The sequence below is a fragment of the Martinezella sp. CNPSo 3959 genome (assembly GCF_057784355.1).
In genome coordinates this window covers 72,451-86,711 of sequence record NZ_JBXSOV010000017.1, presented here as the reverse complement: position 1 = coordinate 86,711, position 14,261 = coordinate 72,451, and the positions used below count along the sequence as shown (strand labels likewise).

General features: G+C 60.1%; 11 protein-coding genes. 1 reads left to right on the top strand and 10 read right to left on the bottom strand.

Annotated elements, in window-relative coordinates; all coding sequences use genetic code 11:
* Positions 1-154: 154 nt before the first annotated feature.
* The 9 genes from kdgD to AC13RE_RS25740 all read right to left on the bottom strand — a co-directional run bounded on the left by kdgD (position 155) and on the right by AC13RE_RS25740 (position 9,727).
* On the bottom strand, positions 155-1,063 hold the full coding sequence (kdgD, locus tag AC13RE_RS25780) for a 5-dehydro-4-deoxyglucarate dehydratase (protein WP_488482105.1): 909 nt from the start codon (positions 1,061-1,063) through the stop codon (positions 155-157).
* 37 nt (positions 1,064-1,100) lie between these two features.
* A complete protein-coding gene (locus AC13RE_RS25775) occupies positions 1,101-2,075 on the bottom strand; it encodes a mannonate dehydratase (protein ID WP_488565042.1) in 975 nt (324 codons plus the stop codon).
* Between the two features lie 375 nt (positions 2,076-2,450).
* Complete coding sequence (locus AC13RE_RS25770; protein WP_488565041.1) at positions 2,451-3,248, bottom strand: glycerophosphodiester phosphodiesterase; 798 nt, start codon at positions 3,246-3,248, stop codon at positions 2,451-2,453.
* A gap of 38 nt (positions 3,249-3,286) precedes the next feature.
* Positions 3,287-4,177 carry an ABC transporter permease gene (locus AC13RE_RS25765; protein ID WP_488565040.1) on the bottom strand — a complete coding sequence of 297 codons (891 nt, stop codon included), beginning with the start codon at positions 4,175-4,177 and terminating at the stop codon, positions 3,287-3,289.
* A 24-nt stretch (positions 4,178-4,201) separates the two neighbouring features.
* Positions 4,202-5,128, bottom strand: a complete 927-nt coding sequence (locus AC13RE_RS25760) for an ABC transporter permease (RefSeq protein WP_488565039.1) — start codon at positions 5,126-5,128, stop codon at positions 4,202-4,204.
* Between the two features lie 11 nt (positions 5,129-5,139).
* Positions 5,140-6,006: an ABC transporter ATP-binding protein gene (locus tag AC13RE_RS25755; RefSeq protein WP_488565038.1), complete on the bottom strand. Its 867-nt coding sequence runs from the start codon at positions 6,004-6,006 to the stop codon at positions 5,140-5,142.
* A complete protein-coding gene (locus AC13RE_RS25750) occupies positions 5,999-6,967 on the bottom strand; it encodes an ABC transporter ATP-binding protein (protein ID WP_488565037.1) in 969 nt (322 codons plus the stop codon). The genes AC13RE_RS25755 and AC13RE_RS25750 overlap by 8 nt, the downstream gene beginning before the upstream one ends.
* A gap of 11 nt (positions 6,968-6,978) precedes the next feature.
* Entirely contained in the window at positions 6,979-8,586 is a 1,608-nt protein-coding gene (locus AC13RE_RS25745; RefSeq protein WP_488565036.1) for an ABC transporter substrate-binding protein, read from the bottom strand.
* Between the two features lie 94 nt (positions 8,587-8,680).
* A complete protein-coding gene (locus AC13RE_RS25740) occupies positions 8,681-9,727 on the bottom strand; it encodes a LacI family DNA-binding transcriptional regulator (protein WP_488565035.1) in 1,047 nt (348 codons plus the stop codon).
* Positions 9,728-10,088: 361 nt separating this feature from the next.
* On the opposite strand from AC13RE_RS25740, the gene AC13RE_RS25735 reads away from it, so the two are divergent.
* Positions 10,089-11,822, top strand: a complete 1,734-nt coding sequence (locus AC13RE_RS25735) for a phospholipase D-like domain-containing protein (RefSeq protein ID WP_488565034.1) — start codon at positions 10,089-10,091, stop codon at positions 11,820-11,822.
* A 755-nt stretch (positions 11,823-12,577) separates the two neighbouring features.
* Here AC13RE_RS25735 and AC13RE_RS25730 read toward each other — a convergent pair.
* Positions 12,578-14,218, bottom strand: coding sequence for an FAD-binding dehydrogenase (locus AC13RE_RS25730; RefSeq protein ID WP_488565033.1), 1,641 nt, complete (start codon positions 14,216-14,218; stop codon positions 12,578-12,580).
* Positions 14,219-14,261: the final 43 nt, after the last annotated feature.

Below are 14,261 nucleotides of genomic sequence, written 5' to 3'. Positions count from 1 at the left end.
TCGCCGGTGAGGGCGACGGAATAACGATCGAACGGCCCGGAGCGTACTGTTCGCCCGGGGGATACAGCTCACTGAAATTCTGAATCGCTCTCTCTTTTCCCGCAATTACCAACGGAAAACCGCTGCGCACTTTTCCTGGAATTGCGCTATCGGTTTAAGCTGCCTTGGCCATCTCGATAATCTTGGCGAGTGCTGACAGCTCCTCCGGCGTCAGATCAGTCAATGGTGGCCGCACCGGGCCGGGATCTTTGCCGAGAACGTGCAAGCCGGCCTTGATAATCGAGACCGCATAGCCTTTCTTTCGATTGCGCAGGGCGACGAAGGGGAAGAAGAAGCCCGTGAGGATTTCGTCCACCGTTGCCTGGTCTGCGCGCCGCAACGCACTGTAAAAACGCTGGGCCAGCGCGGGGATGAAGTTGAAGACGGCGGAGGAATAGGTGGTGACACCGGCAGCGAAATAGGCTTGGGCATAGACTTCATGGGTCGGCATGCCGCCGACATAGACAAGACGGTCCTTGAGGGTCGTCGTGATCTCGATCACCTTATCGACATCGCCGACCCCATCCTTGCAGCCGATGAGATTGGGACACTCGTCGGCAAGCCGCGCGATGCTGTCGGCGCTGAGCACCGCATTGTCCCGATTATAGATGATGACCCCGATCCCCACGGATTGGCAGACCGCCTTGACATGGGCGATGAGACCCGCCTGTTCCGAAGACATGAGGTAGGGCGGCAAAAGCAGCACCCCATCGGCTCCGGCCTTCTCGGCCGACTTGGCGATCTCGACGGCAAGCGACGTGCCGTAGCCTGCTCCGGAGATGATCGGCGTATTGCCGGCGGATGCCTTCGCGGCGCGGACAACCTGCGGGATTTCGGCAGGATTGAGGGAGAAGAATTCACCTGTTCCGCCGGCCGCAAAAAGGGCTGCAGCATCATAGCCTGCCAGCCATTCGACATGGCGGCGGTATTTCGCCTCGTCGAATTTGAGATCGCTGTCGAAATGGGTGACCGGGAAGGACAGCAGACCGCTGCCAACCGCCTTTTTCAGTTCAATCGGGTCCATCTTGGAATCCTATCGTCGATTGGTATGACAACGATTCTCAGGCGCCTTCGAGCGACTGAATGAGGGCGGCGATGTAGCCGTAGCAGAAGGCGAAAGCGACGCCGGTCGGGTCCCGGCCACTGATGGTCGGCACATGATCGGGCATCAGCATGTATTGATAGCCGACCTCTTTGTAGACCTTCGCGGAACGAACCATGTCCATGTCGCCCTCATCCGGGAAAGTCTCCATGAAGGAGAGCTTGCCGCCGCGAATGTTGCGGAAATGGACGTTGAAGAGTTTGCCGCGCGTGCCGAACCAGCGAATGATGTCGTCGATCTCCTCCCTCGGATTGTCGAGCATCTCGCCGACCGATCCCTGGCAGAAGTTCAGCCCATGATAGGGGCTTTCCCGCATGAGCATGAATTTCTTCAAGCCTTCCACTGAGCCAAGCACACGAGTGACGCCCCTATAGCCTGGCGGCGTATAGGGATCATGCGGGTGGCAGGCGAGACGGACGCGATTGCTCTCCGCCACGGGCACGACGCGCTCGAGGAAATAGTCGATGCGCTCCCAATTCTCGTCCTCCGACAGGACGCCGGCAAGGCCGGGGGCAGCCTGGTGGTCCGCCTTGTCCCAGCGGAAGCTCGCATTCATCGAACCGCCGCGTCCGGGTTCTTCCGGCGTGCGTGGAATGCCGATGAGGTTGAGGTTGTATTTTGCTGCAGGAATTCCCGCGGCCGCCACATCTTCGATGAGCTTGCAGACCGCATCGATCTGGCGATCACGATCCGGTCCGGCAAGCAGAATATCGGGATAGGTCGCCTTCTCGATCGGCTGAGACGGCAAGGGAAGCTGGATCATGTCCAGAATCAGCCCGAAGCTCTCGACCTTGTCGCGCACGCGCCCAAGATCGGAAAGGGTCCAGCTTTCCGGCTTTCCCGGCGGGTCCGCGCAAATATGTTTCACCCCCAATTGAGCGAAAACGCGATAGTCGTCATCATCCCGCGCCTCGACCTGCGTTCCCACATACACGGAGCATCTCTCCCATGAGGTTGATCTATATCATATGACATAATATGAATTTTGCGAGGTGTCGAGCGTTATTGCTCGGCGCTACTGAACATCACACGCGCTTGCAAATTACGGCTCAGCGCACGGCCCGTGGAGATCCAGGCCAATCCAAAAGAGTTTAAAATGGCGCTAATTTCACTAATGTCATAATATGACATAGAGGGACCAAGGCCCCAACCGCTCCTTCGTGAGGAATGCCGCGCCGGGTGCCTTGACCTGCATAGACCCAAGCAAAAAAGCCGAAATGGGGAACAGTACAGTGATGTGCCGGATCAGGAAGCAACAGAAGATTATCCGCCCTGTGACGGATAGCCATCCGCCCTTGATGCCCTCTTCTCAGGCGCTCGCGCCCAGCATGCGGAGGAAATCTACGTCATCGCCGATAAGGGCATCGACCAACCGATCCCGAATGCAGCTGCGAATCATAGGAAGCGGATCGCGGCCGCCCTGCCAGAACATGGCAAGCTTTTCCGGCAACGGCAGGCTCAAACGCACAGCAATGCCGGCTTCTTGTAGCGCCTCGGCGTCGGTGCGATGAAAACGGTTCAGTTCCAGCGAAACGCCGTCAATGCCCCCTGCACGCATCGAGGCGACAATGTCTACCGGACGATGGTGGAGGATCGCTTCCGTCTGCAGGCGCGGCTCGAGCTCCTTCACGCGCAACAGGTCAAGATGGTCGAAGGAGGATATGGCGACATGCTCAAAAACATCGAGCTCCCGCAGTGTCGCGATCATGAGATCGATGAGGCGATCGGCACGCTCCGGTTCCTTCATTTCGATTGCGAGACGAGTATCCGTTTGCTTGGCCCACAGCAGCGTATCGGCAAGCGTCGGCACACGGGTCCCGGCGAAACGCGGATCGAATTTCGCACCGGCATCGAGCGAAAGAATGTGCTGGAGATCATGATCGGCAGCGAAGCCGAAGCCGTTCGTCGTGCGATTGAGCGTTCTGTCGTGGACCACGACGATCTGGTCGTCGCGGGTCAGCATGAGGTCGATTTCGCACTCGTTGGCACCTGCGTTCACACCCTCCTGGAAGGCGAGAATGGTGTTTTCCGGGAAGCGTCGGCTGAAGCCGCGGTGAGCGGCAATGCGGAGCGAACCATGACGAGCAGCGTGAAGGGGCAAAGGCAATGCAAGTCTCCTTGGGGTCGGTTCTCTACGGGAGCAACCTAATGAAGTGTCGGGTCGAGAACGTCGCGCAGATAGTCGCCGATCAGGCTGATCGACAGCGACAGGATGAAGATCACGATGCCCGGCAGGATCGCGATCCACCATTCGGTCATCACATAATCGCGGCCTGCACCGACCATGCTGCCAAGGCTGACGAGCGGCGGCTGGATGCCGAGGCCAAGGAAGCTCAGGGCCGATTCCTGCAAAAGGATCTCCGGCAGGACGATCGTTAGGTTGACGAGGACGACGGAGAGGATATTGGGCAGCACGTGCAGGAAGGCGATGCGCCCCGTTCCTGCACCATTTCGTCTCAGCGCCGCGACATAGCCGCGCTCGAGTTCCAGCCCGGCCATGGTCCGAACCAATCGCGCGTAACGCTCCCAGCCGTACAGGCCGAGCAATGCCATGAACAGCCAGAGATTGTCGCCAAAGAAGGCGAGGACGGCGAGCGCGATGATGAGGAACGGCATCGATGCCTGAAAATCCACTGCAACGCGGATCAGCATATCGGCAAATCCTCGGCCGAACGCGGCAAGCAACCCCAGCACGGTGCCAAGCGTCAGGCTGATCGCCGATGCGCCGAGCGCGATCAGCAGGCTGGTGCGCAAGCCGTAGAAGATGCGGCTCAGAATATCCCGGCCGAGCTCGTCAGTGCCGAGAATATGCTTGAAGGAGCCGCCAAACAGGATCGGCGGCGCCTTGCGGGCATGAAGATCGATCTGTGCAAAACCATGAGGCGCAAGCACATTTGCAAAGACCGCAACTATAATGAAGGCCACAAGGATAATGGCGCATATGGCCGTCATCAGATCGAACCGAAGCCTGGGCCGAAAAGATCGCTCCGATCTGGTCTTCGGGGAAGCATCGGCGCCGGTCGCTGCATTAGCCATGGCTTTTACCTTTCGAGCGGCCAATCAGGCCGACGCGCGATGCCGCAGACGCGGATCGGCTAGAATGTAGAGACAATCGATGAGGAGATTGGCAGTCACCATCGTCGCGGTAATGAGCAGCACGATGGTCTGCACGATGTTCAGATCGCGCTGCGCAACGGAGGAGACGAGAAAGCGGCCGACACCCGGCCAGGCATAGACGCTCTCGACCACGGCCGCGCCGCCAATCATGCCACCAACAAGGAAGCCGAGCATGGTCAGAAGCGGCAAGGCCGCATTCGGCATGATATGCCGCCACAGAAGAGCACTTTCGCCGATGCGCTTGGCGCGCGCTGCCAATATGAAGCGCTGGCCCAGCACTTCCAGCACGCTCGAGCGGACGAAGCGGGCGATGATGCCGGCATTGTAAAGACCAATGACCAGAACGGGCATGACGAGATGCGCCATCGTCGATCCCCCGCCGCTCGGCAAGATCCGCAAGGAGACGGCGAAAAGCTGAATGAGCAGGATGGCAATCAGAAAATTCGGCAGCGAATGCATCAGCACCGCAACCGCCATGACAAAGCGGTCGATCAGGCCGCCGCGGTTGCGTGCAGCCAGAATGCCGAAAGGCACGCCGGCGCCGAACGCCAGTATCAAGGCAGCGCCCATCAATTCCAGCGTGGCTGGAACCTTCGACATGACCAGCGCAAGGGCATCCTGCCCGTTCAGCAGCGATGTGCCGAAGTCGCCGCGTAGAAGGTGGCCGAGATAGGCGAAATACTGGATGTAGAGCGGCTGATCGAGACCCCATTGCTGCCGCATCAGCACCACCACTTCCGGCGGCGTCTCGATAGGCAACAGGGAATGCAGCGGGTCGCCGCTGACGCGCAAGATGACGAAGGTGAAGGTCATCGCCAGGAACAGCGTCACGAGTGCTCGCAGAAACGCCCGCAGGATGGATTGAAGCATTGCCTGTTCCTTCAGAGCGTTTCGAGTATCGCCGCTGCCTGCCGCGCTCTGCTGCGCCGGCCGCGAGGAACGGCCGACAGGAGTTTTGCGGTATAGGGGTGGACCGGGTTTGCGAAGACTTCCTCCGTGGGACCGGTTTCCACGATCTGCCCCGCCTCCATGATCGCGACACGATGCGAGACATGCCGGACCACCCGCACGTCATGGCTGATGAAGAGCAGCGACAGGCCGCGTGCCCGCTGCAATTCGAGCAGGAGGTTCAGTACCTGCGCCTGCACGGAAACGTCGAGCGCCGAGACCGGCTCGTCGCAGAGCAGAATTTGCGGTTCGACCACGAGGGCACGGGCGATGGCGACGCGCTGGCGCTGACCGCCGGAGAGCTGATGGGGAAATTTCTGCAAGGCAGAGACCGGCAGGCTGACGGCCTTGAAAACTTCTGCCGCGCGATCGAGCCGGCTTGACGGATAGCCTATGCCGTGGATGGTGAGCGTTTCCACCATCTGATGACCAACGCTCCGACGCGGATCGAGCGCGCCCATCGTATCCTGCGAAATGACCTGCAGATGTTTTGCCAGACCACGCCGGTTCGGCTTCATCAGGCTCTTGAAAGACTGGCCGAACAGCGTGATTTCGCCTGATGTGGGCATACGATCGCCGCAGAGCAACGAGGCAAGCGTGGACTTGCCGCAACCGGACTCGCCGACGAGGCCGAGGGTCTCGCCGGGCTTCAATTCCAGGCTCACATCCTTGATGGCATGAAATCCCCTGGCGCGTCCCGGCCAAAAGGAAAAGCCCGGCGCATAGGAGAACTGCAGATCGCGGGCGGCGAGTGCCGCACCAGCAATCTGCGCATCGGGTGGCATCTGCTTGTCAGGCATTATGGGAGCTCCATGGATTGAAGCAGGCAAGTGCTGCCGCACCGGCAATCAACGGCGGGACCATCGTTGCGCAATTCGGCTCGGCGCGCGGACAACGAGGCGCGAAGGCGCAGGCCTGCGGCAGATCATCGTGCAATTTCAACTCACCGGGGATATCCGCGAGCCTCTCCAGCGGCTTACCCCGTCCTGGCATGGCCTCCAGCAGCAGCCGTGTGTAGGGATGGCGTGGATTGTCGTATAGATCGTCCGTGCGATTGATCTCCACCAGCGACCCCGCATACATGACCGCGATACGGTCACAAACCTCCGAGACGAGATCGAGATCGTGGCTGATGAAGATCATGGGGATGCCACGCTCGCGCACCGCCTTGACCAGGAGAGCGACGACCTGCGCCTGCACGGTGACATCCAGCGCCGTCGTCGGCTCGTCGGCGATGATCAGTCGCGGCTGCATGGCAAGCGCCGTGGCAATCATCACGCGCTGACACATGCCGCCGGAAAATTGCGCGGGATAGGCGTTGTAACGCGTCTCGGGTTGCGGAATGGCGACTTCCGCCAGAAGCCGGAGCGCTTCTTCCCTGGCTTCCTTTGCGGACATGCCGGCGCTGACAGCCGCCTCGGCGATCTGTGAGCCGATCGTGCGCACCGGATCGAGGCAGGAGACGGGCTCCTGAAAGATCAGCCCGATGGGCGGTAGCTTTACCCGCGACCGCGGGCCGAACTCAGCCGCGTCATACATCGCATCCTGGAAGGAGATATAGCCCGTGGCGCTGGCGCTCGGCCCGAGAAGACCGGCAAGCGCCAGGCAGGTGAGGCTCTTTCCCGATCCGCTCTCGCCGACGATGCCGAGGATTTCGCCCTCGGCAAGGTCGAAAGACACGTTGTTGACCGGATGAAACCGCCCGGCGCGCGTTCTGAACGAGACACTCAAATTGTCGACGGAAAGAACGGGAACGCCCATCGCGAAGCAGCTCAGCTCTTCTGCTCTTCGAAGGCAAGGCTGCCGGCGCCGAGATCCATCTGGAAGGCCGGCAACGGCTGCCACTTGATGCCCTTGCGAATGCCGAAGAAGACGGCATTCTGATGCAGGACGGTCTCGCCCGGATCTTCCCACTCGATCAGATGCAGCATGTCGCGGAAGATCTTGGCGCGATCGGCCGGATCGACTGCCTGCTCCATCTTGGCGCCGAGGGCATCGAAATCGGCATTCTGCCAGATCTTGAACGAGCTCAGATTACCGGCCGAGCTGAACTGCGTGAAGAACGAGATATAGGGGTCGGGGACCTGGCCGGTGCTCGACCAGTTGCCCGTCGCGCGGGTTGGCGAGTTCTCAAACAGCTTGCCGGATTCGACGAACTTCATCTTGGCATTGACGCCGACAGCCTGCCACATTGCAACAACGGCCTGCGTGACCGGGTTTTCCGCTGTGTAATAATTGTTCTGCGAACGGATCTCGATTTCCTCGCCATTGTAGCCGGCATCCTTCAGGAGCTGCATGGCCTGGTCCGGATCATATTTGTAGGCAGGATAATCCTTGAGATAGACCGGACCGTAGAGCTCGAACTGCAGGCCGTTCGGCACCTTCGTGCGACCGTTCCAGATCGTGTCGACGATCGCCTGGCGATCGATGGCGAGGATGAGTGCCTGGCGAACGCGCGGGTCCTTCAGCGCCGGATTGTTCTTGTCAAAGAACAGAATGCGATTGTTCGGCACCGGGCCGCCGACGATCTCGTGATCGGTGCTCGCTGTGACGACCGAGAGCTGATCCGGCGGCAGGTCCGTTGCAATGTCATAGTCGCCGGCCAGCAGACCGGCAATGCGCGAGGAAACCTCGGGCACGATGCGCAAGGTCACGCGTTTGGCGGCCGGCTTGCCGCGATAGGCCTGATCGTGAGCGGCCAGCACGACGCTCTCATTAACCGTATAGCTTTCGACCTTGTAGGGGCCGGCGCCGACCGGCTTCTGCCGCCAGGTCGTCCAGTTGCCGCCGTTCTTCTGCCAGGCATCTTTGCTGATGACGACAGCCGCATAGGATGCGAGGCGCTGCAGGAAGATCGGGTCCTGGAACTTGGTGACAAAGCGGACCGTCAGCGAATCCACAACTTCGACATGATCGAGGCTGGTGAAATTGGTGCGATAGGTCGGATAGCCCGGCGCGTCCTTGTTCAAAAGTCGCTCAGGCCCGAAGGAGAAGGCGACGTCATCAGCGGTCATCTCGCGGCCATCATGGAAGATCACGCCGGGGCGCAGCTTCATTTCGAGCACGGTCGGCGAAATCCAGGTCCAGGACGTCGCGAGATTGGGCTTCACGGAGAAGTCGCCGCGCATGTCGAGCGCAAGCACCGTCTCGTGGATGGAAAAGTTATTGCGGAAGGCGACGTTGCTGGCGGCATCGACGGGCTCCTGCGACACCGGATTCATCTGAACGGCGATGCGCAGTTCAGGCCTTTTGTCGGTGCTCTCATCAGCCGAGGCCGACAACGCCGGGACAAAAGCCGAGAGGCCGGCCGCGGCTCCCATCAGAAGGGTTGTGCGGCGGGTAACCGGCCTGTTGAAGCCGCTGGGCAGGTGATCGGACATCGGCACACTTTCCTGTTAAAGCAATTTATAAATCGCTGCACAAACGTTTGCGCATATGAAATACGACCACTTGCGTTCAAGATCGTCTTTTCTTTTACGCAAGGGAAAGTGGCCGCAAGCTAGGCGAGCTCGATGACGCACGTATGACAAGTTCGGGGGTAACGAACCGTATGGGACGCTTTGCAACGCGTGCGTCCATCGGAAGGTTTGAAAGCTCAACCAGAAGATCGAGCGAGGCTTCGCATAGCGCATCCGTCGGCTGCGCGACCGTCGTCAGCGGTGGAGCCCAATAGGCGGTGTCGGGCACGTTGTCATAGCCGACGACGGAGATATCTGCGGGGATCTGCAGGCCGAGATCGCGCACGAAGGCGACAACCTCGATGGCAAGCCCGTCACTGCCGCAGATCAGAGCCGTCGGGCGTTCCGACGATGCCAGGAGATTGGCAAGAAGCGTGCGGTCGTGCTCGCCCTTCTCAAAGGAGATGACATCACCGGCGATCAAGCCAGCACTGGCGGCAATCGCATCCTGGAAAATCGACATCCGATCGCGAAGCGCGCTGCGGCTGACGCGATAGACGAAGGAAATGCGGCGGTGGCCGAGCTCCACAAGGTGATCAAGCAGCAGTCTAATGCCAAGCCGATCATCGGTTAGAACCGCAGGAAGCGGACCCGTCAGCCCCGCACCGAGCGTCACATGCGCCTTACCTATGAGATCAAGGTGATCGCAGAGCGCCTGCTGGCCCGGAAGGTCGCTCACCATAATGACGCCATCGAAGAAATCCTGTTGAAACAAGCGCAGCTGGCCGGCGATTTCGCCGGCCTCCGTCTTGGCTTGCGCGACCAGCAGTTCCACGCCCCGACGCTGCGCCACAGCCTGAAGACGGCTTGTCAAATGCGGTTGATAATGACCCGACAGGCTGTTGACGATCGCTCCGAACACACCGGTCCTATGTGTTCTGAGCGATGTTGCGAGACGGTTGACAACGTAGCCGAGGCTGCTCGCCGCCTCCCTGACACGATCCTGCGTCTCCAGGCGGATGCGACTGTCGACCTGACCATTCAGGACACGCGATACGGTCGTAGCCGACACGCCGGCCAACCGGGCGACGTCCAGAATGCCGATTCTTTTGGGTGCTTTCATACAGTCTGCCGAAATTTTTCGCGCCGCTCCGCACCGACGCAAGGGGGTCCCAGAAGTCTTGCCCCACTTGCTTCGAGACGCAAGATCACATTTCGACTTCGAGCGGAATTTTCATAGGCGACTATGGATCACGAATTTCACAGCTGTTCCAAAGACTGCTAAATCAGGATGGCATTGCGCCGTCCTTAAGATGCCCAGAGCAATTCATGAGATCGTCACGGCCGTGACGCAAAGTAGAATAGAGCCACTCAACTGGCCAGACCACCAGACGCGCCCGATTAAGGCTTCGCGGTCAGGTATCGGCGCAAATCCGCTACGCCGCAGTGAGACGAACAGAAGCAACCATCCAGGGAGAGGGATAATGAACATAAATCTGATCGTGCATCCCGGTGTCGATAGTGCTCTTATCGCCTGGCGCAGCGATTTCATCGACCAGTGCCGTGGCTTTGCCCTGCGGCGGAAGATCAAGCGGGCGGCCGGAAGCCCGCAAAGCCCGAATACGGTCTCCGATGTCGATGCCGATGGCTTTCATGAGGAGATCGTCGCAAGCTGGGTCGGCTTTGCCGACGGGCCGGCCGTGGAGGAAGGCACGCGCAAGCCGACGACGGAATGGCCGATCCAGAAATATCTCTGGTCCGATTTCGCGGTCAATCCGGGCGATGTCGTCGCCTACCGGGTGTCCGCCATGATCGGACCCGAGACGGCATTGCAGGAATCGGCCGATCACGTATCGGACTGGAGCGATGCCGTGCAGATCGGGGCCGAAACCAGCGGCCGTGTCAGCTGCTATTTCAACCGAGGCATCGTCGCCAGCCAATGGCTTGCCCGCCTATTGCCCGAAGAGGCCCCCACCACCAAACTCAAGAAGGCAATTGCCAACCCGGAAGACCCAATCCGTCAATTCCTTGCAGGGCCGATCCGCGACAAGCTGGTCTCGCTCCTCAATGATATCAGGTCGAATGGCGGCCATATCTATGCCGCCCTGTTCGAGTTGGACGATCCTGAGCTCATTCCGCTGCTGCAGGGGTTCAAGAAACGCGCCCATATCGTGCTGGGCAATGGCAGCGTCAAGAAAAAGGGCGAGGACGAAAACGAGGACGCTCGGTCCGACCTGTCTTCCTGCGATGTCAGGGATCGCATGAGCGCGCCGCGGGCGCTGGCGCACAATAAATTCCTGGTCATCTGCGGCGCCGATAAATCGCCGCAGGCCGTATGGACCGGCAGCACGAACTGGACGATGACCGGCCTTTGCACGCAGGCCAACAATGCGCTTCTGATCGATAACCCGGCCGTCGCGCAATTCTATCTCGACCAGTGGAAGACACTTGCCGCCGACGGCAATGATTCGCCGCCCGCCCTCTATCAAAGCAATGCCGAGCCCAGAACAACGCCGAAAGCCAAGAATACGACGGTCTGGTTCACGCCCATGCGCGAAGGGCTTGATCTCGAACAGGCAAGCGAGCTGATCCGCAGTGCCCAGCAGGGCATCCTGTTTGCCATGTTCAATCCAGGTCCTCGCGGCACGCTTCTCAACGACATCATCGAGCTTGCCTCTCCCTCGAGCCCTTCGTTCAAGCCCGATCTCTACATTCAGGGTGTGGTCAACCAGAATCCGGGCACAGCAAAGAACCCGGTCGTGCTGTTCAACAGAGGCGAACGGATCGATGCCAATGCGGACGTCGTGCTGCCCGCCGCTATCCCCGGCCGTTTTGCCTATTGGCAGAAGGAAGTTCTGAAGCTGCCGACGGCACATGCCATGGTCCACAGCAAGGTGGTCATCGTCGATCCATATGGTCCCAATCCCATCGTCATGACCGGCTCCCACAATATGGGTCCGAAGGCGAGCGGCGTGAACGACGAGAACCTGGTAATCATCACCGGCAACGGCGATCTTGCCAGCCAATATGCCGGCAAGATCATGGAAATCTATGCCCAGTATCGTTGGCGGCAATCCGTCCAAAAGCAGGGCGGTGCGCCCAAGTGGACCGGTCTTGCCAATGACGACAACTGGCAGATCAAATCGCCGGATCAGCCCTATGACAAACGCCGCATACGCGAGCTCGACTTCTGGTTCGGCAAGAATGACACCGCCTGATGCCTGGCCCACATCGCGTAGAGGCTGATCCCGGATCGCAACCGATTGCTTCGGGATGAGTGAGTTGCTATCCCCTTGCCCGTGTAGCTCGGTCCGGTCGAGCATTTGTAATGCCGACGCAATCTTCGGCTTCTAGTGGCTTGGCAACAATCTGGATTCCCCAATGTTGCTCCGCTATGCTTTTCCCGTTCCTATTTTTATCGGCGCTTTGGCACTCACGGGGTGGGCTTTCCCTATTCTCAAAAGCCATACCATCCGGCCAGACGAGATGGCCACGCCATATCCCGGGGCGTTTGCCAACATGCGTCATCTCACGTCCGAACGACAGGATCCTGCAGGATATAAGATTGCCGGCGATGCCGTACCGACTGCTTCCGGCGGCGAGGCTCGTCAGGCTCCATCGTGTGGTCACAGTAACGCGCCTTCGCCAGCCGGCTATTTCGAACGGGCCAGGATGCTTCTATACCTTCTGCGGACGCGCCACCGGCGAAAATAGGCCGGCCATGAGGCTACGCGAGCGAATACGAGGCACGAATGATCCAGCCGCTGCAGCATCAGTTGCCGGACCCTTCCCGCCCGCCGAAGGCTCCAGCCATCCATTCGGGCAGGTTAAATAAACCTCTGGTAGCTGATATGATATTCACTATCGGCTTGGATGCCACCCCCGAGCCGACTACCGCAGCGTCCGGCGAGATTGCATGCCCTCGCAGTGTCGTCGGACACCCTCCCCTAAAACCGCGCCCATTTCGACCGGCTTATGCCGCCCGCCCCGCATTGCGGCCGGAAAAGATGCATCCTCCCAAGAATGTGCCCTCCAACGCATTGTAGCCGTGATATCCGCCGCCGCCGAAGCCTGCAGCCTCGCCGCAGGCATACAATCCCGGGATGAGTGCACCGCTCCGCCCGAGCGCCTGGCTATTCAGATCGGTTTCGAGACCGCCAAGAGACTTCCGCGTCAGAATATGGAGGCGCACGGCGATCAATGGACCTGCCTTCGCATCCAATATGCGATGCGGAGGGGCCGTGCGCATGAAGCGATCGCCGAGATAGCCGCGCGCCTGTCGCAAGGCGACGATCTGGGCATCCTTGGCAAAGGGGTTATCCAATTCACGGTCGCGGGCTTCGATCTGCCTGCGCAGATGGGCAAGATCGAGCGGACGATCGCCGATACGATTCATGCCGGCCACAAGCTCTTCCAGCGTTTCGGCAACGACAAAATCCCTGCCCTTCGCCTTGAAGGCCTCCACCGGCGGAGGAGCCGATCGCCCAAGGCGGCTGCGCAGAAGAAGCCCGATATCGCGTCCGGTAAGATCCGGGTTCTGCTCGGAGCCTGAAAGGGCAAACTCCTTCTTGACGATTTTCTGCGTAGTCACGAACCAGCTGTAGCTATGACCGAGCTTGCAGATGTGCTGCAGCGTCGAAAGGCTGTCGAAACCTGGCAGGCAAGGTGCCGGCATGCGATTGCCGTCTGCGTCGAACCAGAGCGAGGACGGCCCCGGCAGGATGCGAATGCCGTGGTTGGGCCAGATCGGGTCCCAATTGGCAATACCTTCGGTATAGTGCCACATACGGTCGCCGTTGATCGGCCGCGCACCGGCCGCCTCTGCATGACCGATCATCAGACCGTCCACATGATGGGGCACGCCGCTCAGCATCCGTTCAGGAGGTGAGCCGAGACGGTCGATCGGCCATGCGCGGCGAACCAACTCCGAATTGCCGCCGATGCCGCCGCTCGCCACGATCACGGCGCCCTCGATGCGGAAGTCGCCGACAACATCACGGTTCGATTGCTGACCGCGGCGGATGTTGTCCTCCGCCAGGATCTCGCCCTCCACGCCGAAAATGCCGTCTTCATCACCGACCAATCGTGTCACGCGGCGCCGGAACAAGAGCTCGATCTTGCCGTCCTTCTCCGCCGCCAGCACTCGCTTCACGAAAGGATCGAGTACGCCAGGACCCGTGCCCCAGGTGACATGGAAGCGCGGCACGGAATTGCCGTGCCCGTCGGCAAGGCCACCGCCGCGCTCCGCCCAGCCGACAACGGGAAACCAGCGCATGCCGAGCCCATGCAGCCAGCTGCGCATCTCGCCGGCGGCGAAATTGAGGTAGGCCTCCGCCCAGGCACGAGGCCAGAAGTCCTCCGGTCGGTCGAAGGCTGCAGCGCCCAACCAATCCTGGCGGACGAGATCGAGACTATCGCGAATCCGCATCCGCCGTTGTTCCGGCGTATCGATCATGAACAGCCCGCCAAGCGACCAGAAGGCCTGTCCGCCGAGACTTGCCCGAGGCTCCTGATCGATAAGGATCACCCGTTTCCCGCGCTCTAGCAGCTCACAAGCCGCAACAAGGCCTGACAAGCCTGTTCCAACGATCACCACATCAGCATGACTGCTCATTCGTTTCCCCCTCCGCGAATAGCATATCAATTGGAGAGCTTAA

Bases quoted from the DNA above. Each gene is read 5' to 3' on its own strand.
- kdgD (WP_488482105.1), bottom strand. From the start codon at position 1,063: ATGGACCCGATTGAACTGAAAAAGGCGGTTGGCAGCGGTCTGCTGTCC.
- AC13RE_RS25765 (WP_488565040.1), bottom strand. From the start codon at position 4,177: ATGGCTAATGCAGCGACCGGCGCCGATGCTTCCCCGAAGACCAGATCG.
- AC13RE_RS25760 (WP_488565039.1), bottom strand. From the start codon at position 5,128: ATGCTTCAATCCATCCTGCGGGCGTTTCTGCGAGCACTCGTGACGCTG.
- AC13RE_RS25755 (WP_488565038.1), bottom strand. From the start codon at position 6,006: ATGCCTGACAAGCAGATGCCACCCGATGCGCAGATTGCTGGTGCGGCA.
- AC13RE_RS25750 (WP_488565037.1), bottom strand. From the start codon at position 6,967: ATGGGCGTTCCCGTTCTTTCCGTCGACAATTTGAGTGTCTCGTTCAGA.
- AC13RE_RS25745 (WP_488565036.1), bottom strand. From the start codon at position 8,586: ATGTCCGATCACCTGCCCAGCGGCTTCAACAGGCCGGTTACCCGCCGC.
- AC13RE_RS25740 (WP_488565035.1), bottom strand. From the start codon at position 9,727: ATGAAAGCACCCAAAAGAATCGGCATTCTGGACGTCGCCCGGTTGGCC.
- AC13RE_RS25735 (WP_488565034.1), top strand. From the start codon at position 10,089: ATGAACATAAATCTGATCGTGCATCCCGGTGTCGATAGTGCTCTTATC.
- AC13RE_RS25730 (WP_488565033.1), bottom strand. From the start codon at position 14,218: ATGAGCAGTCATGCTGATGTGGTGATCGTTGGAACAGGCTTGTCAGGC.